This is a genomic window from Paenibacillus xylanexedens (assembly GCF_007676705.1).
Lineage (GTDB): Bacteria > Bacillota > Bacilli > Paenibacillales > Paenibacillaceae > Paenibacillus > Paenibacillus xylanexedens_C.
The window spans coordinates 1,182,961-1,202,410 of the sequence record NZ_VEBF01000002.1 but is presented as its reverse complement, the minus strand read 5'-3'; the positions used below and the strand labels follow the sequence as shown (position 1 = coordinate 1,202,410).

The following is a 19,450-nucleotide window of genomic DNA, read 5'->3' as shown; positions in this document are numbered from 1 at the left end:
AGTATAATTGGAAAAGTGAGGTTATTCATGTGCTTTTAAAACAATTCGCATCGATGCTGACCACCGCCCGTATTGTGGGCGAATCGAATACAGAATGTCACAACCTTCAGACAGATTCCCGGCAGGTAAAACCGGGTGATCTGTTTATCTGTCTTCCGGGACATACGGTAGATGGTCATGATTATGCAGAAAAAGCCGTAAATGCTGGTGCAGTTGCATTGGTTGTTGAACGGCAGCTGGATCTGCCTGTACCACAATTGCTGGTGAAGGACAGCCGATTTGCGATGGCTGTTCTGGCAGATTTCTTTTTTGACTCGCCAAGCCAGAAGATGAATATGATTGGTGTAACGGGAACGAACGGAAAAACGACGACCACGTATCTGATTGAAAAAATCATGAGCGATTATGGACGTAAGACAGGGTTGATCGGTACCATTCAGATGCGTTATGACGGTCGTACCTATCCGATGTCAGGAACAACACCAGAGGCACTTGATCTCCAGCGCAGTCTGCATGATATGGTTCAGAAGGGGACTGATTGCTGTGTTATGGAAGTTTCTTCTCACGCATTGGAACAAGGCCGTGTGAAGGGAACGAATTTCCGTACTGCGGTATTCACTAACCTGACGCAGGATCATCTGGACTATCACCACTCCATGGAAGAATATCGCGGAGCCAAAGGATTGTTCTTTGCACGATTGGGTAACGGATATACGGAAGACGCTTCACAGCGTAAATTCGCCGTCATCAATGCAGATGATCCAGCTGCGGCTTATTTCATCTCTGTGACTGCGGCTGAAGTGATTACATATGGCATGGGTGAAGGGGCGGATGTACGCGCATCCCAAATCTCGATCACCTCACAAGGAACTTCTTTCCACGTGGATACATTTGCAGGCAGTACGGATATTCGCTTGCGCATGGTAGGTAAATTCAATGTGTATAACGCAATGGCAGCGATCTCTGCAGCACTGGTGGAAGGTATTCCGCTGGAAGAGATCAAGCGTAGTCTGGAGACGGTTCCGGGCGTGGATGGACGTGTTGAAGGAGTGGACGAAGGACAGCCATTTGCTGTGATTGTCGATTATGCCCATACACCGGATGGACTGGAGAATGTGCTGCGGACGGTGAAGGAATTTGCCGAAGGACGTGTGATCTGCGTGTTTGGCTGTGGTGGTGACAGAGACCGTACGAAACGACCTCTTATGGGGAAAATTGCTGCAAAGTATAGTGATTTTGTACTGGTCACTTCCGATAATCCACGGACAGAAGATCCGGATCTCATTCTCAAAGACATTGAACAGGGCCTGATTGAGGAATCTGTTCCTGCTGAACGTTATACGATGATTGTGGATCGGCGCCAGGCGATTCATGAAGCTATTGAAATGGCAAGCCCGACCGATGTAGTATTGATTGCGGGCAAGGGTCACGAGACCTATCAGATTATCGGCACAACCAAAACCGATTTTGATGACCGGATCATAGCCAAAGAAGCGATAAGGGGCAAATCCAATTGATAAAAAGAACATTGGCACAATTGGCCGAGATGTGTGGAGGAACATTAAGTGACGTTGCTGCTCATGGCAATGTAATGGTCCAAGGGGTGTTTACCGATTCGCGTAAACCCCTGGAAGGCAGTTTGTTTATCCCGCTAGTGGGTGAAAGGTTTGACGGACACGAATTTGTGCAAGCCTGTCTAGAGAAGGGTGCCGCAGGGGCGATCTGGCAAAAGGATCATGGGATTCCGCCACAAGGAGCTGTCATTGTTGTTGACGACACACTTGTCGCACTGCAAGCACTCGCATCTGCTTATCTAACGGAGAATAAGGCTGCCGTTGTTGGTATTACAGGCAGCAACGGCAAGACAACAACGAAAGACATCGTGGATGCCATTCTCTCGACTACGTTTAAAGTGCACAAGACGCAAGGCAACTTCAACAATCATATTGGGTTGCCACTGACTGTACTAAGCATGGACCCGGATACAGAAATTATTATTTTGGAGATGGGCATGAGTGGCCGCGGAGAAATTAACGAGTTATCGGTTATTGCTCAGCCTGATGTAGCGATCATTACGAATATTGGTGAATCTCATCTGCTTCAGCTGGGCTCCAGATTAGAGATTGCCAGAGCAAAAGCTGAAATTGCAGCGGGATTGAAGCCAGGCGGGTTACTGATCTACAACGGAGACGAGCCTTTAATTGCTCAAGTCCTTGAAGAGCCGGAAACGATCCAACCGGAGGGATTGCAGCGGTTTACATTCGGTCTGCAAACCGACAATGATGATTATCCTACCGGACTCATGAATGCGCAGAATGGGGTCGTTTTCACCACCAAACAGTTTGGAGACCTTGCAATTACGCTTCCACTGTTAGGAACCCATAATGTCGTTAACTGCTTGGCTGCCCTCGCTGTAGCCCGTCATTTTGGAGTGACGACAGAACAGATTGCTGCGGGTTTGTCTCGTTTGAAACTGACAGGCATGCGCATTGAGGTTACTCAAGGCGTAAGTGGTCTGACTATGCTGAATGACGCATACAATGCAAGTCCAACTTCCATGAAGGCCGCCATTGATGTATTAGAGGGTCTGAAAGGATACCGCATGAAAGTGGCTGTACTTGGTGATATGCTTGAACTCGGTCCTCAGGAGCAGGATCTGCATCTCGGAATCGGAGAGTATATTACATCTGCCAAAATGGACATGGTGCTGGTATATGGTCCGCTATCAGCAAAGATTGCTGAAGGAGCAAGAAAGCATATGCCGGCAGAGGCTGTGCATGCTTTTATAGATAAACAAGAAATGACCCGTTATCTACTGGAGAAACTTCATCCAAGAGACGTTGTCTTGTTCAAAGCCTCAAGGGGCATGAAGCTGGAGGACGTGGTCGAAGCACTACAAATAGCACCATTACAGAATCGAGTAGACTAGAGGGGTGAACCCATGGATTTTCAGGTATTACTGTTAACAATCGGCGTTTCATTTATTCTGGCGGTGATTGCCGCACCGCTCCTGATTCCGCTGTTACGACGAATGAAATTCGGACAGCAGGTTCGGGAAGATGGGCCTCAGAGCCATTTGAAAAAAAGCGGAACACCTACAATGGGTGGCGTCGTCATTTTAGTTGCGTTCACATTGGCCTTTTTGAAATTTTCGGCAGTCAAGAATACAGACTTTTATGTCTTGCTTGTGGCTACGCTGGGATTCGGGCTTATAGGCTTCCTTGATGACTACATCAAAATTGTGTTCAAACGTTCGCTTGGACTGACGGCCAGACAAAAAATGCTGGGGCAGTTGTTCTTCAGTGCAGTGATGTGTTTCTTGCTGATTCAGAATGGACACAGCACAGCAATCTCTATTCCGGGTACGTCATTCTCGTTTGACTGGACCGGATGGTTCTATTATCCGTTTGTCGTATTCATGATGCTTGCCATTACCAATGCGGTTAACTTTACGGATGGTCTGGATGGTTTGCTGTCCGGGGTAAGTGCGATTGCCTTTGGTGCGTTTGCCATTGTGGCGATGCAAGCCACGTCGATGCCGGCAGCCGTGTGTGCAGCAGCAATGATCGGAGCCGTGCTTGGTTTTCTGGTATATAACGCACATCCGGCCAAAGTGTTTATGGGAGACACAGGTTCTCTGGGGATTGGCGGTGCGATTGGTGCAGTGGCCATCGTAACGAAAACAGAGCTTCTATTTGTCATCATTGGCGGTATTTTTGTCATCGAAATCCTGTCGGTTATTATTCAAGTGGTATCCTTCAAGACTCGTGGCAAACGTGTATTCAAAATGAGCCCCATTCATCATCACTTTGAATTAAGTGGTTGGTCTGAATGGCGTGTTGTCATTACCTTCTGGGCGGTAGGTGCAATTTTGGCCGCTCTTGGACTTTATCTCAACAAGGGGTTGTAAATCATGAACCATCCTGAATCATATCGCGGACAACAAGTAGTCGTTCTGGGATTGGCCAAAAGCGGCGTACAAGTCGCCAAAGTGCTGGATCGTGCCGGAGCGAAGGTTACAGTGAATGATAAAAAAGAGAGAGATCAGTGTCCCGAAGCTTCCGAATTGGAGGCTTTGGGAATTTCTGTTGTATGCGGTGGACATCCGGATGATCTGATTCACAGTGATGTGAAGCTGGTTGTCAAAAACCCGGGTATCCCGTATCATGCTGCTCCAGTGCAGCAAGCTCTTGCATTGGGCATTGAAGTGGTGACAGAGGTGGAGGTCGCGTATCATCTATGTGCTGCACCCATGATCGGTATTACAGGTTCCAATGGCAAGACAACAACGACGACTTGGGTGGGGCAAATGTTGGAACATGCCGGTCTCAAGCCGATCGTTGCCGGTAATATCGGAACACCTCTCTGTGAAGCGGCAGAGCAGGCTTCTCCGGATAACTGGATGGTTGTCGAGCTTAGCAGTTTCCAGCTCAAAGGAACGGCTGACTTCCGTCCGCGAATTGCGAGCCTGCTTAACGTTGCAGAGACGCATTTGGACTATCATGGGGACATGGATGATTATGTGGCTTCCAAAGCCAAATTGTTCGCCAATCAGCGGCCTGACGACGTAGCTATCCTAAATTGGGATGATGCGGTATGTCGTGGTCTGGTTCCTTACATCAAGAGCAGATTGCTCCCTTTCTCCATGACCGAGAAATTGGATACAGGTGTGTATGCAGATCCTCCATATGTGGATGGAGAAGAGGATGATGTGAAGCGTCAGATTATCTACGCGGATGAAAACGGAAATCACCACATCATTATCGACATCGAGAACATTGGCATTGCTGGCCGATTTAATGTGGAAAATGCAATGGCTGCTGTGGCCATTGCCGTAGCTGCAGGAGCTGATCCAGCAGTGCTGGCTGCTCCGCTTGCAGACTTCAAGGCGGTTGAACATCGACTTGAATATGTTCTGGAGCATAATGGCTCTGCGTACTACAACAACTCCAAAGCAACCAATTCGAAAGCTACGGTCATGGCCCTGAATTCGTTCAAGGAACCGGTCGTATTGATTGCCGGAGGGCTGGATCGTGGATCAGACATGATGGAGTTGTTACCCTTGTTCCAGGAACGGGTAAAAGCTGTCGTTGCAATTGGAGAGACACGGACAAAAATTGCCAAGGTCGCGGAACTTGCCGGATTAAAGCAAATTAAGGTCGTCGATAATGAGGAGGACGCTGCCCGGACGTTAACCGTAGCTGTGCAGGAAGCATCGAAGCTTGCCACTGCCGGTGATGTCGTTTTGTTATCCCCGGCGTGTGCAAGTTGGGACATGTTTGCTTCCTATGAGGAGCGGGGACGCATTTTTAAAGAGGCGGCGCATAACTTGTAAGTAGGGGGGTGGAAAAGCCCCTACTTCCATGCAAGGGGTGGCCTCCTGATGAAACAGACGCGACCGGCACCAGATATTTGGTTGCTGATTTGTATTTTGGCATTGCTTGCCATCGGCATTATTATGGTATATAGTGCGGGCTCGGTGCTTGCCTTTCATGACTATGGCGATTCATTTTATTTTGTAAAAAGACAGGCTTTGTTTGCAGTGCTTGGGCTTGTGGCCATGTTCGTGACCGCTAATGTAGATTACCGGGTCTGGAGGAAGTATGCGAAGCCAATATTGATTGCCTGTTTTATTATGCTTATTGCGGTTCTAATTCCTGGAATCGGTGTAGTTCGTGGCGGCGCACGCAGTTGGCTGGGCATAGGTTCGTTCGGTATCCAGCCCTCAGAATTCATGAAGCTGGGCATGATTCTCTTTCTCGCTCACTGGTTGAGCAAGGAACCTGGCAAAATCAAGACCTTCACAACGGGACTTCTGCCACCGCTTGGATTGATCGGGTTGGCTTTTGGTATTATTATGCTGCAGCCTGATTTGGGGACAGGCACCGTGATGATGGGTGCATCCATGCTTATTATTTTCACAGCCGGAGCACGAATGAAACATCTATCCTTACTTGCTCTCGGTGGCGTAGCCGGGTTTGCAGCCTTAATCGCCGCAGCTCCCTATCGATTGCAGCGTATCACAGCGTTTTTGGACCCTTGGTCTGATCCACTGGGTGCCGGTTATCAGATTATTCAATCGTTATATGCGATTGGTCCGGGTGGACTTGCGGGACTTGGACTAGGAATGAGCCGACAGAAATACAGTTATGTACCCGAACCGCAGACGGATTTTATTTTTAGTATCTTGGCCGAAGAACTCGGCTTTATAGGTGGAATGATTGTATTATTGTTGTTTCTGGTGCTCGTGTGGAGAGGAATGCGTGTAGCAATGACCGTCCCGGATGCCTTTGGCAGTCTGCTTGGTGTTGGTATCGTAGGTATGGTCGCCGTACAGGTCATCATTAACATTGGTGTTGTTATTGGAATGATGCCTGTGACGGGCATTACTTTACCCCTGATCAGCTACGGCGGATCATCATTAACCCTCATGCTCACAGCACTGGGCATTTTAGTGAACTTATCCCGTTATGCGAGGTGAATATGCGATGCGAGTCGTTCTTAGCGGCGGCGGTACGGGTGGACATATCTATCCGGCTGTGGCCATAGCAAGACAATGCGAGGCGGAGAACCCGGACTCGACATTTCTATATATTGGAGGAACCAGAGGGCTGGAAAGTAAACTGGTTCCCCAGGAAAATATTCCTTTTAAATCCATTGATATTACTGGTTTTAGGCGTAAATTGTCCATCGACAACCTGAAAACGGTCATGCGTTTCATTCAGGGTGTGCGCAAATCTAAAAAAATGCTGAAGGAATTCAAACCGGATGTTGTGATTGGTACGGGTGGATATGTGTGCGGGCCTGTGGTCTATGCAGCAACAAAACTGGGGATTCCGAGTATAATTCATGAACAGAACGCTATTCCTGGTCTCACTAACAAATTTTTGATGCGTTATGTGGATACCGTTGCAGTTAGCTTTGAAGGTTCTGAAAAATCATTTTCCGGTGCAAAAAAGGTGATCTACACCGGTAATCCACGAGCCACTACGGTAGCTCAGGCTAGTCGTGATCGTGGTTTTGCCACGCTAGGAGTACCGATGAACAGTCGTGTTGTTCTTGTCGTTGGTGGCAGTCGCGGAGCAAAAGCAATCAATCAGGCCATGGTGGACATGGCTCCAATGCTGGAACAACTGGATGATGTACATGTCGTTTACGTGACAGGGGATACCTATTTTGATGAAACGCGTGAAGCCATTCGCAGTTCACTCGGGACAATGCCAAACCATCTGCATGTTTTGCCTTATGTACATAACATGCCTGAGGTACTTGCCTGCACATCCTTGATTGTAAACCGCGCAGGGGCATCATTCCTTGCGGAGATTACATCACTGGGTATTCCTTCTATCCTGATTCCTTCACCCAACGTGACCAACAATCATCAGGAGGCCAATGCACGCACGCTTGAAGGTGGAGGCGCGTCACTCACGATGCTGGAGAAGGATCTTACAGGCAAAGTACTGTACGAAGCCATCGCGGGCATTATGAATGATGAGTTGGGTCGCAAACGAATGGCTGAAGCCTCCCGTAAACTGGGGAAACCCGATGCAGCTGAAGTGCTTGTAAGTGAAATTCAGCGACTTGCTGCACGCCGGTGAAGTGCGTTTGTGGGCGATTGTCACACACAAGACGGGGCTGACATAAGATACCGTATAAATCGTGATCATCGTTCCATGGCGCCAGAACACGGTCTGTAGCAACAGAACATATCGTGTTCATCGGTTTTGAAGCAAAGGAGGAAGCAAACATGCACCAGTGGATATCGTTACTATCCCAGAATAATGTTGGCAGAGTTCTTGAAAACGAATCGCTAGCCAAATACACCACATGGAAGATCGGCGGTCCTGCGGATGCACTGGTCATTCCGGAGAATAAAGAGCAGATGGTGAATCTCGTTCAATGGCTTCACAAGGTTCAGATTCCGTGGATGCAACTGGGACGGGGTTCAAACATGCTGGTATCAGACAAAGGAATACGCGGTGTTGTTGTGAAACCGGGCGCAGGCTTTGATTATGCCGAATTTCACGAGGGCGGCGTAACCGCCGGAGCGGCGCATTCTTTTGTTAAACTCAGTGTGGTTGCTGCCAAAAAGGAATGGACCGGTCTGGAATTCGGCAGCGGTATCCCCGGCACTGTCGGTGGAGCCGTGTACATGAATGCAGGTGCCCATGGATCGGATGTGTCACGGATATTTAAATTCGCTGAGATTGTACTGGAGACAGGGGAATTGGTACGTTACAGCAAGGAGGACATGGATTTTGCCTACCGCCACTCTGTTCTGCATGACCGGAGAGGCATCGTGCTGGAAGCTACATTTGAACTTCAGCAGGGAGAGCGCAAAGTCATTTCGGAAGCCATGGCGGCTTACAAAGATCGCCGACGCCGCACACAGCCACTGCAGATGGCATGTGCAGGCAGTGTGTTCCGTAATCCCCCGGGTGATCATGCAGCCCGCTTGATTGAAGCAGCAGGGCTGAAAGGATTGACTCAGGGAGGCGCACAGGTATCCTCCATGCATGCCAATTTCATTGTCAATACAGGCCAAGCAACAGCAGAGGACGTTATCACCCTAATGCAGCAGATTCAGAGCACTATATCATCTCAAAACGGTATTAACCTGGTACCGGAAGTCTTCGTAGTGGGTGAGCGGTAAACCCCGGAGGTGATACATTGGACAAATTGGTGATTGAAGGCGGGAAACCCCTCTCAGGATCCATACGCATCCATGGAGCAAAAAATGCTGCTTTACCGATTATGGCCGCAAGTTTGTTGGCAGATGGAGAAGTTACGCTGCATAACGTTCCACACTTGCTGGACATTGAAGTGATGCTGTATATCCTGGAACGGCTTGGATGCACGTGTCGGCATGAACAGGGAACAGTGACGATTAATACCTCGTCTATCCGGTCATATGATGTGCCAGAAGATCTAATGAAGCAGATGCGCTCTTCCATTTTTTTAATGGGACCATTGCTGGCTAAGTTTGGGCAAGTGTCAGTGTACCAGCCAGGGGGCTGTGCCATTGGAGAACGCAAAATTGATCTTCACCTCCGGGGCCTGGAAGCGCTCGGAGCTTTGATTGAAGAGCAGGACCAACAGATTATCTGTCATGGAAAGAATCTGGTGGGTACAGATATTCATTTGGATTTCCCGAGTGTGGGAGCGACCGAGAATATCATGATGGCAGCCGTTATGGCTAAAGGAACAACAACCATTTGCAACGCGGCAAGAGAACCTGAAATACAGGATCTGCAGCATTTCCTTAACGCTATGGGTGCAAGTATCATTGGTGCGGGAACGGATACGATCACGATTAATGGCGTTGAGAAACTGAAGCCTTGTTCGTATGAGATTATACCGGATCGAATCGTTGCTGGAACCGTGATGATTGCAGCTGCGGCAACGCGAGGCAATGTTACGCTTACACACTGCAATCCTGCTCATCTTACTTCACTTATACATGTGTTGAAGCGCACTGGTGTTCAAATCACAGTCTGCAATGATATAATGACGGTGAGCTGTATGAGCCGTCCAAAATCAGTGGACCGTATTGTGACTTCTCCGTATCCTTCGTTTCCGACAGATCTGCAATCGCAAATCATGGTGCTGCTCAGTCTGGCAGACGGATTCAGTGTGATGAAGGAAACGGTTTTCGAGGGCCGGTTCAAACATGTGGATGAGCTGAATGTGATGGGGGCTGATATTTCAGTCGATCTGAACGCAGCATTTATCCGTGGTGTTCCCCGTCTCTACGGGGCTACAGTAGAAGCAACCGACCTTCGCGCAGGTGCAGCTCTCGTTATTGCAGGCCTGGCAGCTCAAGGCAAAACGGTTGTGGAGCAAGTGCATCATATTGACCGGGGGTACGATCAGATCGAGAAGTTATTCCAGAGTCTTGGAGCATCGGTTGAGCGGCAGTCGCCCGTTTCGAAACAGTTGGATTTTGCCAATTAACGTCCTTGGCGTCCCCTTCTTGAAGGGAGGGGACCTGAGGCTTTGTGGAGCGCTACTTATGCCTAAAAGTCAAATTCCGGTTTTGAAGAAGAACCGGCCAAAAGGAAACACAAGCCGCAAAATTGTAATTATTCTGTTATTACTTTTTATTGTATTGCTCGCTGTATTATTCTTTCGTTCTTCCATGAGTCGGATTTCGGCAATTGAAATTACGGGTAATGTATATACAGCGACTCCAGAGCTGCTGGAAAAAAGCGGTCTGAGAGAAGGCGATCAATTTTTTGGGACAACTTCTGCCGAGGTTATTGAGCGTCTTAAGACAATCAAGGCGATTTCGACCGTTACCGTGGACAAGCAATTTCCGGGCATTATTCATATTAAAGTTCAGGAATATGCCACGGTGGCGTATGAACTTGGTACGGATGGTACGCTAAAAGCGATATTGGCCAGTGGGACAAGCTTGACGGTCCCGGCCACGATCGGTGTTGCGGTAGAGAAGCCAATATTGACCCAATGGAAGGCTGATGATCCGCTCAAGGCCAAACTGAGTGAGACGCTGGCTAAAATTCCGAATGAATTGACGACGGATATTTCGGAGATTATCCCGAATCCTACGCCTTCATTTCCGGACCAGATTCGGATGTATACCAAATCACAGTTTGAAGTGATTACAACCGTCTCTCTTTTATCCGATAAAGTGGAGTATCTGAATCAGGTGATCGAGACCGAACGGCCTGGAAAAATCACTATGCTTGAGGCAGATACCTATGTGCCTTTCATCCCGGATGACCCGGAAGATGATGCTGAACTGGGAGCAACCCCCTGATCTTTGCCATCATGAGGCCGAATTGATTATGAAAGCCTAGGCAGGTCGGGGTTTGGCCCGGTCAGAGTAATGAAACTTGTTCTTTCTGAGATGAAGAAAAAATGATACACTTGAACTTATGGCACATGAGTTGCCTCCTTCTTTTTTCTTCAAGGTTTTATGTCTCGCAACCAGATTTTGACACCCAAAAACATTGTAGAAAAAAGAGGGAAAGCCTGAAGTGTGTTGAATATGTTTTAAGAGTGTTTAAATCCGAACGTATTTTACTATTGGAGTCAGGAGGTGCCACAGACTTGAGCAACAATGACATCATTGTTAGTTTGGACATCGGTACATCCAAAATTCGCGCTATTATTGGGGAAATGAATAATGGAACCTTTAATATTATAGGAGTTGGATCTGCCGACTCGGAGGGAATTCGCAAAGGTGTAATCGTAGATATCGATCAGACGGTGCAGTCGATTCGCAACGCAGTGGATCATGCAGAACGTATGGTAGGTATTCAAATATCCGAAGTGTATGTTGGAATCTCGGGAAATCATATCGGACTGATGAGCAGTCACGGCGTCGTGGCTGTGTCTAACGAGGATCGTGAAATCGGAGAAGAAGACATGGAGCGGGTGTTGAAAGCAGCCGAAGTGATTGCAGTTCCGCCGGAACGGGAAATTATTGATGTTGTCGCCAAGCAATATGTTGTAGATGGCTTGGAGGGCATACAGGACCCCCGTGGTATGATTGGTGTTCGTCTGGAAGTTGAAGCGACAATCATTACGGGTGCAAAAACCGCGATACATAATCTTTTGCGCTGCGTGGAAAAAGCGGGTCTGAAAGTAAGCGATCTGGTTCTCATGTCGCTTGGAGCGGGTCAACTGGCTTTGTCCAAAGATGAAAAAACGATGGGTTCAGTACTTGTGGATATTGGAGCAGGTGCAACAACTATCGCCATTTTTGAAGAAGACAGTCTTGTCGCAACATCAACGTTGCCAATTGGCGGGGAGTTTGTAACGAATGATATCGCCTACGGCTTACGCACGTTAACGGATCAGGCGGAGAAGGTTAAACTGAAATACGGCTGTGCCTGGTTGGATGATGCTGCTGCCGATGTGATGTTCAAGGTAACTCGAATCGGCAGTAATGTAGACAAGGAATTCTCACAGGAGGATCTGGCGGCTATTATTGAACCTAGGGTTCAGGAAATATTCCAGATGATATCTCAAGAAGTGAAGCGCCTTGGTTACAACGAGCTTCCTGGAGGTTATATACTAACGGGAGGTACGGTCTCTATGCCGGGGGTTCTGCAGGTCGCTCAGCATGAGCTTGCTGCTTCGGTACGAGTTGCAGTTCCGGATTATATTGGTGTGCGTGACCCTGGTTATACAAGCGGAGTCGGCATATTGCACAGTGTAATTCGCAGTTTGCGTATTCGTCCCTCGATCAACAACGGCGGTGGAAATAACAATAATAATAACAACAACAAGAAACCGACCAACCGTCCGAAGCCGAATGCGGCACAGGAATCGGAGCAAAAACCTGGTCTGTTCGAACGGCTGAAGAATATGTTCAGTGAATTTATATAACAGGTTGAATCCATTTCATACATTCTTGAAGCCGTCTGAATGCGCTGGTACTAAAATAAACGCTTTCGTTCGTCGATATATGAAATTGATTCGGTTCAAATCAAAAATTGGACGGGCCATCCATGCACATTGAGGGGGAGATGGAATAATATGTTGGAATTTGATTTCGAGATGGAGAGCTTGGCTCAAATTAAAGTCATCGGTGTAGGCGGCGGCGGAAGCAATGCAGTCAACCGTATGATTGAAAATGGTGTACAAGGTGTTGAATTTATTACGGTGAATACGGATGCCCAGGCGTTACACCTGGCAAAATCCGAGCATAAATTGCAAATCGGTGATAAATTGACTCGTGGTCTTGGCGCTGGCGCCAACCCGGATGTAGGTAAAAAAGCGGCGGAAGAGTCCCGCGATCTGATTATGAACACGTTGAAAGGTGCAGACATGGTATTTGTTACAGCCGGTATGGGTGGCGGTACAGGTACAGGTGCGGCTCCGGTTATTGCCGAAATCGCTAAAGAGTGTGGTGCACTTACCGTTGGTGTCGTAACTCGTCCATTTACATTCGAAGGACGCAAGCGTTCCAGCCATGCAGAGCAAGGTATTGAAGCCCTCAAAGAAAAAGTCGACACACTGATCGTGATTCCTAATGATCGTTTGCTCGAAATCGTAGACAAAAAGACACCTATGCTTGAAGCATTCCGTCAAGCGGATAATGTACTTCGTCAAGCAGTACAAGGTATCTCTGATTTGATCGCAGTACCGGGTCTAATCAACCTTGACTTTGCAGACGTAAAAACAATCATGACCGAGCGAGGATCTGCGCTGATGGGTATTGGTGAGGCAACGGGTGAGAACCGTGCAGCTGAAGCGGCTCGTAAAGCCATCATGAGTCCTTTGCTGGAAACTTCAATTGAAGGTGCACGTGGTGTCATCATGAACATTACGGGTGGCATGAACCTGTCTCTCTATGAAGTTAATGAAGCTGCAGAGATTGTTACTTCTGCTTCTGATCCTGAAGTGAATATGATCTTTGGTGCCATCATTGATGAAGATCTCAAAGAAGAGATTAAGGTTACGGTTATCGCGACCGGTTTTGAAGACAAACCTGCTTCACCACCACCAGGACGTAAACCAGCTCCAGCAACAACGGAGACAACGGATACGCGTTCACCGAACCTGCGTCCGTTCGGAAATCAGCCGAGCAATGATCAGCTGGACATTCCGACATTTTTACGCAATCGTTCACGCAATAATAACAACGATTAATACTCATATCGATTTATCGAAAACCCGGTGCTCCTGATGGAGTGACCGGGTTTTTTTCCGTTCTTAGATATCTTAGCATACAGCAATGAACAAATTCTGAACAACAGGTCTGCGCAATTCCGACAAAAAAAGTTGGAAACACACCCCCATGATTAGACAGACTTTGAACAGGGGGCTCCGTATACTTGTGAATATGCTCATGAATATCGGAATATCACTATTTCGATATGTTGGATGCAGGTAGGTGAAGAGTTTGGTTGTTTATGTGGATCTTATTTTTTTGACAAATCTGTGTATTGACGGTGCTCTCATCGGACTGACCGCCTGGATGCGCAAAACGAAGCTGGTTTGGTGGAGATGGTTGCTATCAGCCATTGTGGGCGCATTATATGTAGTCATGATGTTTGTGCCGGAGTTTGACTTTATGTTCACCTTTTTGATCAAGTTTGGATTCTCTCTGGCTATGCTCAGTATTGCTTTTGGATTTAAGGGGCTGCAGGCTTTTGCGAGAACGCTTGGTACCTTCTATGTGATTAATTTTGTCGCTGCAGGAGGTATTCTGGGTGTGCATTACATGCTTCAGAGTTCCGGAGAGCTGTTTAACGGTATTTGGTTTACGGCTTCGGGTGGAATGTCATTTGATCTGAAGATTGCCTTCTGGTTCACGTTTATTGTATTTTTTGCTGTCCTGTTTTTATTCAAAGCTGTGCAGAGCTCAAAACAGAAAACGGATCGCATGACGACCTATTTGGGTAAAGTCGAGGTCTGCATCGATGAGGTCGTTATTTCTTGTACAGGCCTTCTGGATACGGGCAATCAGCTCACCGATCCCTTAACACGTATGCCGGTCATGGTGATGGAGGTTTCGTTATGGCAAGACATGCTACCTGCTTCATGGAAGGGCAGGCTCAAGGACGAGGCGCCGGACAACCTTATTATGGAGCTTGATCAAGAGAGTTTTCAGTGGCAGGATCGACTGCGGCTTGTGCCCTATCGGGGCATTAACAAAGGGACTGCGTTTATGCTGGCGATGAAGCCGGACCGGGTGAAGGTAACGATGGAGGAAACATGTTATGAGACGACACGGGTATTAATTGGGCTGGATGGAGGTGTTTTGTCGTCGGATGGGAAATACCAGGCCGTGATTCATCCTGAACTTGTGCAAGACGCTGCTTCTGCGCAGTCTACGGCTCTCTCTACGGGAGCAACAGAAAAGCCGCTGAATGTGGTATAGGAGGAACGTACATGCTTGTGAAATGGAAACTGGTGGCGCAGCTGCAATATTACCGTCTGTTATTTCTGCTAGGACTCAAAAGTGAAGAGATTTATTATATTGGGGGAAGTGAGGCACTTCCCCCGCCATTGACACGGGAAGAAGAAGAATTTTTGCTGCAAAAATTATCCTCGGGAGACTCGGCTATTCGCGCGATGCTGATTGAGCGTAACCTGCGTCTGGTGGTATACATCGCACGTAAATTTGAGAATACAGGTATCAATATCGAGGATCTGGTTTCCATTGGAGCAATCGGATTGATTAAGGCAGTCAATACATTCGACCCGGAAAAGAAAATCAAACTGGCAACCTATGCTTCACGTTGTATCGAAAATGAAATTTTGATGTACCTGCGACGCAATAGTAAGATCCGAACTGAAGTTTCTTTTGATGAACCGCTCAACATTGATTGGGATGGGAATGAGCTATTATTATCCGATGTATTGGGTACAGAAAACGATACAATCTATCGGAATATTGAAGAGCAGGTAGACCGAAAACTGTTGCACAAGGCACTGGAAAAATTAACAGAGCGTGAGCGAATGATTATGGAGCTTCGTTTTGGCTTGACGGATGGGGAAGAAAAGACCCAAAAAGATGTAGCGGATCTACTTGGAATCTCCCAATCCTACATCTCTCGTCTCGAAAAAAGAATCATTAAAAGACTCCGCAAGGAGTTCAATAAAATGGTCTGAAATACATCGTTGATCAGAATGGGTATTACTGGCAAGGGTGCCAAGTACGAATAAAAAAGCCTGCCCCGGAGATAATGTACATTAATGTTTCTCCTTGGGAGGTAAATCACGATGACCCGAAACAAAGTCGAGATTTGTGGCGTGGACACCGCAAAATTGCCTGTCCTCACCAACACTGAAATGCGGGAATTGTTTCATTCCCTTCAGCAACACCATGATCGCTCAGCAAGAGAGAAATTAGTGAATGGCAACCTGCGTCTGGTACTCAGTGTCATTCAGCGTTTTAACAATCGGGGGGAGTTTGTCGATGATCTGTTCCAGGTTGGTTGCATCGGCCTGATGAAAGCCATTGATAATTTTGATTTATCCCAGAATGTCAAATTTTCAACCTACGCGGTGCCGATGATTATCGGTGAAATCCGTCGATACCTGCGTGATAATAACCCGATTCGGGTATCTCGCTCCTTGAGGGACATTGCTTACAAAGCACTTCAGGTCCGTGACAGCCTGACGAATAAAAATTCCCGGGAACCGACGATATTCGAAATTGCGGAAGTACTGAATGTGCCGAAGGAAGATGTTGTTTTTGCATTGGACGCCATTCAGGACCCGGTCTCGCTCTTTGAACCGATCTATCATGATGGTGGAGATCCGATCTATGTCATGGATCAGATCAGTGATGACAGAAACAAGGATGTGTCATGGATCGAGGAAATTGCGCTCCGTGAAGCCATGCATCGTCTTGGTCAGCGAGAAAAAATGATTCTGTCGATGCGGTTTTTCGAAGGAAAAACCCAGATGGAAGTGGCTGATGAAATTGGCATTTCCCAGGCCCAGGTCTCACGTCTGGAGAAGTCAGCAATACAGCAGATGCAAAAACATGTAAAGTCGTAATACGAAGCAAGGACAGGAGGACGATCAATCGGGGCAGTGTATACCGGTGATCGTCTTTTTGTTATTGACGGTTTCCACATTCGATGAAAAACAGGACATTTTTCGCCCCTGAAACATATAATGTATAGAAGTGTAATGAACGGACAGAAGAGGAATAACAGGGGGCGGAAATGAATGAAAGTGAATACGAGCGAATTAGCGGCAAGAGGCATGAAAATCTCGGACTTTCAGACAAAGGATGTCATTAACATTACAGATGGCAAACGTCTGGGGCAGATCAGTGACTTGGAGCTGGATCTGAAGCAGGGACGAATTGAAGCGATTGTTGTGCCAGGGTATAGTCGCTTTATGGGGCTCTTTGGAGGGGGAACAGATCTTGTGATTCCTTGGAGAAATATTGTTAAGATTGGTTCAGATGTGATTCTCGTGAAGATGGATGAGGTTAAGGAAAACACGTATGACGAGCGTGATCGGGAAGCTCGTCTGTATGATGAACAGCAGCATAACCGTACAGAACGTGTGGAACGCATTGAACGATCGGATCGTAATCAGCGTCGAACGATATAAATGAGACAGAATGTGGCTCATTTGGTACACTGGAAGTGGTGAGGTGAGAGAATGGAACCATTTGTATTGAATAAGGAATTACTTGAACGGACAGTGAGCCCAAATTCAGATTTCGGTTCTGACCCGTTATTATTATATGTTGCGCCTTGGAGAGATCAGTTTGAAAAGTTAACGGTTGGGTTTACGACAAGACATGGTGGAGTCGGAAATGTTCCCTATGCTACGCTCAATTGTGCTTATCATGTGGGGGATGATCCAGAAGTTGTCCTTAACAACCGCAGGCTCGTAACCGAGAAGCTTGGCTTTGCAGCGGAAGCCTGGACCTGTGGAGAGCAGGTGCACGGCAAACATGTGGCTGTAGTTAAAGCTGAAGATCGGAGCAGAGGCTTACTTGATCGTCAATCTGCGTTTCAGGATACAGATGGATTGGTCACGAATGTGCCTGGCGTGTTACTGACTTCTTTCTATGCCGATTGTGTTCCGCTTTATTTCTATGACCCGGTGCAGCAGGCTGTAGGTCTTGCTCATGCTGGCTGGAAAGGTACAGTCGCGGGTATCGCCGTATCCATGGTGGAGACGATGGAACGGGAGTATGGAAGCCGCAGACAGGATATTCGGGCTGCCATCGGTCCGTCCATTGGGGATTGCTGTTATGAAGTGGATGAGGCGGTCATGCAGCATGTGCGGGTTTGGTTTGAGGATTCCCCGGTTAATGATAAATACGAGGATTCTGCTTCTAAACAAGTATATCGACCCGTGAATAACGGTAAAACGATGTTAAACTTGAAAGAATGCAATCGACACATTATGATGAAAGCAGGAATAATGCCGGATCATATCGAATGTACAACATGGTGTACAAGTTGTCATCCCGAACTATTTTTCTCCTACCGGAAGGAAAATGGTGTTACAGGGCGGATGGCGAGCTGGATTGGGCTGGAAGAGAGGTGACCCTCTGTGTCATTGGAGGAGCGTATACAACAGGTAAATCAGAAGATCGAAGATGCATGTCGGCGCAGTAACCGTCAACGTGATGATGTGAATGTGATTGCGGTCACGAAGTACGTCTCACTTGAAACAACGGGATCGGTGCTGGATCATGGTCTTGAGCATATTGGAGAAAATCGGTGGCAGGATGCGCAGGCCAAATGGGAAGCTTTTGGTCAACAGGGCACTTGGCACTTTATCGGTCATTTGCAGACGAACAAGGTGAAAGACGTAATTGGCAAGTTTCGTTACATACATTCACTGGATCGTTTGTCGTTGGCGAAGGAGTTGGATAAGAAAGCAGCTTCACTTGGCATTCAAGTGGAAACGTTTTTGCAGGTGAATATTTCGGGTGAAGAGAGCAAGTATGGCTTACAGCCGGAACAGGCAAGTTCATTCTTGCGTGATATTCGTTCGTTCAACAATCTCAAGGTTGTCGGCCTGATGACCATGGCACCTCATGAGGAAAATCCGGAGCTGACGCGTCCCGTATTTCGTGGATTACGTGAGCTGAGAGATCAATTGAATGGACAAGCCCTCACAGCAGAGCCATTGACCGAGCTGTCGATGGGGATGTCCAATGATTTTGAAGTGGCCATTGAAGAAGGGGCAACCTGGGTACGGCTAGGATCGATTCTCGTAGGAAAAGAGGAGGGTTCACGATGGGCGTAATGAATAAATTTATGAATTTCCTCGGACTTCAGGAAGAGGAAGAGATTGTGGAACGTGAACGGATGGCTGCGCAGGAGGAAAATGAACCTGAACAGCAGGAAGCTGAAACCTCCAGTCTCGATAAACGTAGAAACCAAAGGGGGAATAATGTGGTGAGCATTCATTCCCAGAAAAATGTTAAAGTTGTCCTGTATGAACCGCGTTCTTATGACGAGGCTCAGGAAATTGCCGACCATCTGCGTTCGCATCGTACCGTTGTGGTGAACTTGCAACGTATTCGCCAGGACCAAGCGCTGCGCGTTATTGATTTTTTGAGCGGCACGGTATATGCATTGGGTGGCGGTATTTCCAAAATCGGCGGAAACATTTTTCTCTGTACGCCAGATACGGTTGAAATTCAGGGCTCAATTACGGAAATACTGGCTGACAGCGAGCAAGATTATAACAGAATGAGGTGAGCCACTTTTGTATCAGATTGAAAGCGTGTTGTACACGTTATACCAGATTTACTTTTACATGGTCATTGTCTACATATTGATGTCTTGGCTTCCCAATGCGCGGGAAAGCTTCATCGGTGAATGGTTGGGCAAATTAGTAGAGCCATATCTAAGACCTTTCCGTCGATTTATACCACCTTTGTTCGGTGTGCTGGATATTTCCCCGATTGTGGCGTTAATCGTTCTCCAACTCGCGCTTAACGGGTTGATCTCCATTCTCCGATACTTTATATAATGTTGGG

Annotated in this window: 19 protein-coding genes; all 19 read left to right on the top strand. The window is 47.4% G+C overall.

The window, feature by feature from the left end; translation table 11 throughout:
- Window positions 1-29 precede the first annotated feature (29 nt).
- The 19 genes from FS628_RS15370 (at window position 30) to FS628_RS15280 (ending at window position 19,443) form a co-directional block, all read left to right on the top strand.
- Window positions 30-1,517 carry a UDP-N-acetylmuramoyl-L-alanyl-D-glutamate--2,6-diaminopimelate ligase gene (locus FS628_RS15370; protein WP_145323178.1) on the top strand — a complete coding sequence of 496 codons (1,488 nt, stop codon included), beginning with the start codon at window positions 30-32 and terminating at the stop codon, window positions 1,515-1,517.
- Complete coding sequence (locus tag FS628_RS15365; RefSeq protein WP_145324185.1) at window positions 1,517-2,929, top strand: UDP-N-acetylmuramoyl-tripeptide--D-alanyl-D-alanine ligase; 1,413 nt, start codon at window positions 1,517-1,519, stop codon at window positions 2,927-2,929. The genes FS628_RS15370 and FS628_RS15365 overlap by 1 nt, the downstream gene beginning before the upstream one ends.
- Before the next feature lie 12 nt (window positions 2,930-2,941).
- Window positions 2,942-3,910: a phospho-N-acetylmuramoyl-pentapeptide-transferase gene (gene mraY, locus FS628_RS15360; protein ID WP_047843751.1), complete on the top strand. Its 969-nt coding sequence runs from the start codon at window positions 2,942-2,944 to the stop codon at window positions 3,908-3,910.
- A 3-nt stretch (window positions 3,911-3,913) separates the two neighbouring features.
- The gene (gene murD, locus FS628_RS15355; protein ID WP_145323176.1) at window positions 3,914-5,335 is read left to right on the top strand and encodes a UDP-N-acetylmuramoyl-L-alanine--D-glutamate ligase; all 1,422 of its coding nucleotides are present in this window, start codon (window positions 3,914-3,916) and stop codon (window positions 5,333-5,335) included.
- Window positions 5,336-5,383: 48 nt separating this feature from the next.
- Window positions 5,384-6,481 carry a stage V sporulation protein E gene (gene spoVE, locus FS628_RS15350; RefSeq protein ID WP_062835457.1) on the top strand — a complete coding sequence of 366 codons (1,098 nt, stop codon included), beginning with the start codon at window positions 5,384-5,386 and terminating at the stop codon, window positions 6,479-6,481.
- Window positions 6,482-6,488: 7 nt separating this feature from the next.
- Window positions 6,489-7,598, top strand: a complete 1,110-nt coding sequence (gene murG / locus FS628_RS15345) for an undecaprenyldiphospho-muramoylpentapeptide beta-N-acetylglucosaminyltransferase (RefSeq protein ID WP_145323174.1) — start codon at window positions 6,489-6,491, stop codon at window positions 7,596-7,598.
- A 149-nt stretch (window positions 7,599-7,747) separates the two neighbouring features.
- The gene (murB, locus tag FS628_RS15340; RefSeq protein WP_145323172.1) at window positions 7,748-8,653 is read left to right on the top strand and encodes a UDP-N-acetylmuramate dehydrogenase; all 906 of its coding nucleotides are present in this window, start codon (window positions 7,748-7,750) and stop codon (window positions 8,651-8,653) included.
- 17 nt (window positions 8,654-8,670) lie between these two features.
- Window positions 8,671-9,954, top strand: a complete 1,284-nt coding sequence (gene murA / locus FS628_RS15335) for a UDP-N-acetylglucosamine 1-carboxyvinyltransferase (RefSeq protein WP_145323170.1) — start codon at window positions 8,671-8,673, stop codon at window positions 9,952-9,954.
- Window positions 9,955-10,012: 58 nt separating this feature from the next.
- Complete coding sequence (locus tag FS628_RS15330) at window positions 10,013-10,780, top strand: cell division protein FtsQ/DivIB (protein WP_145323168.1); 768 nt, start codon at window positions 10,013-10,015, stop codon at window positions 10,778-10,780.
- 293 nt (window positions 10,781-11,073) lie between these two features.
- On the top strand, window positions 11,074-12,357 hold the full coding sequence (ftsA, locus tag FS628_RS15325) for a cell division protein FtsA (protein WP_145323166.1): 1,284 nt from the start codon (window positions 11,074-11,076) through the stop codon (window positions 12,355-12,357).
- Window positions 12,358-12,507: 150 nt separating this feature from the next.
- Window positions 12,508-13,623 carry a cell division protein FtsZ gene (ftsZ, locus tag FS628_RS15320; RefSeq protein WP_145323164.1) on the top strand — a complete coding sequence of 372 codons (1,116 nt, stop codon included), beginning with the start codon at window positions 12,508-12,510 and terminating at the stop codon, window positions 13,621-13,623.
- Window positions 13,624-13,876: 253 nt separating this feature from the next.
- On the top strand, window positions 13,877-14,857 hold the full coding sequence (gene spoIIGA, locus FS628_RS15315; protein ID WP_145324184.1) for a sigma-E processing peptidase SpoIIGA: 981 nt from the start codon (window positions 13,877-13,879) through the stop codon (window positions 14,855-14,857).
- A gap of 11 nt (window positions 14,858-14,868) precedes the next feature.
- Window positions 14,869-15,591, top strand: coding sequence for an RNA polymerase sporulation sigma factor SigE (sigE, locus tag FS628_RS15310; protein WP_017687308.1), 723 nt, complete (start codon window positions 14,869-14,871; stop codon window positions 15,589-15,591).
- A 111-nt stretch (window positions 15,592-15,702) separates the two neighbouring features.
- Entirely contained in the window at window positions 15,703-16,485 is a 783-nt protein-coding gene (sigG, locus tag FS628_RS15305; protein WP_017687309.1) for an RNA polymerase sporulation sigma factor SigG, read from the top strand.
- Between the two features lie 174 nt (window positions 16,486-16,659).
- Entirely contained in the window at window positions 16,660-17,052 is a 393-nt protein-coding gene (locus FS628_RS15300; protein WP_260871046.1) for a YlmC/YmxH family sporulation protein, read from the top strand.
- A 51-nt stretch (window positions 17,053-17,103) separates the two neighbouring features.
- Window positions 17,104-18,003: a peptidoglycan editing factor PgeF gene (gene pgeF / locus FS628_RS15295; protein ID WP_145323162.1), complete on the top strand. Its 900-nt coding sequence runs from the start codon at window positions 17,104-17,106 to the stop codon at window positions 18,001-18,003.
- 6 nt (window positions 18,004-18,009) lie between these two features.
- A complete protein-coding gene (locus tag FS628_RS15290) occupies window positions 18,010-18,711 on the top strand; it encodes a YggS family pyridoxal phosphate-dependent enzyme (protein ID WP_145323160.1) in 702 nt (233 codons plus the stop codon).
- Window positions 18,702-19,169 carry a cell division protein SepF gene (locus tag FS628_RS15285; RefSeq protein ID WP_062835447.1) on the top strand — a complete coding sequence of 156 codons (468 nt, stop codon included), beginning with the start codon at window positions 18,702-18,704 and terminating at the stop codon, window positions 19,167-19,169. Before FS628_RS15290 ends, FS628_RS15285 begins: the two co-directional genes overlap by 10 nt.
- 7 nt (window positions 19,170-19,176) lie before the next feature.
- Window positions 19,177-19,443: a YggT family protein gene (locus FS628_RS15280; protein ID WP_440131282.1), complete on the top strand. Its 267-nt coding sequence runs from the start codon at window positions 19,177-19,179 to the stop codon at window positions 19,441-19,443.
- Window positions 19,444-19,450: the final 7 nt, after the last annotated feature.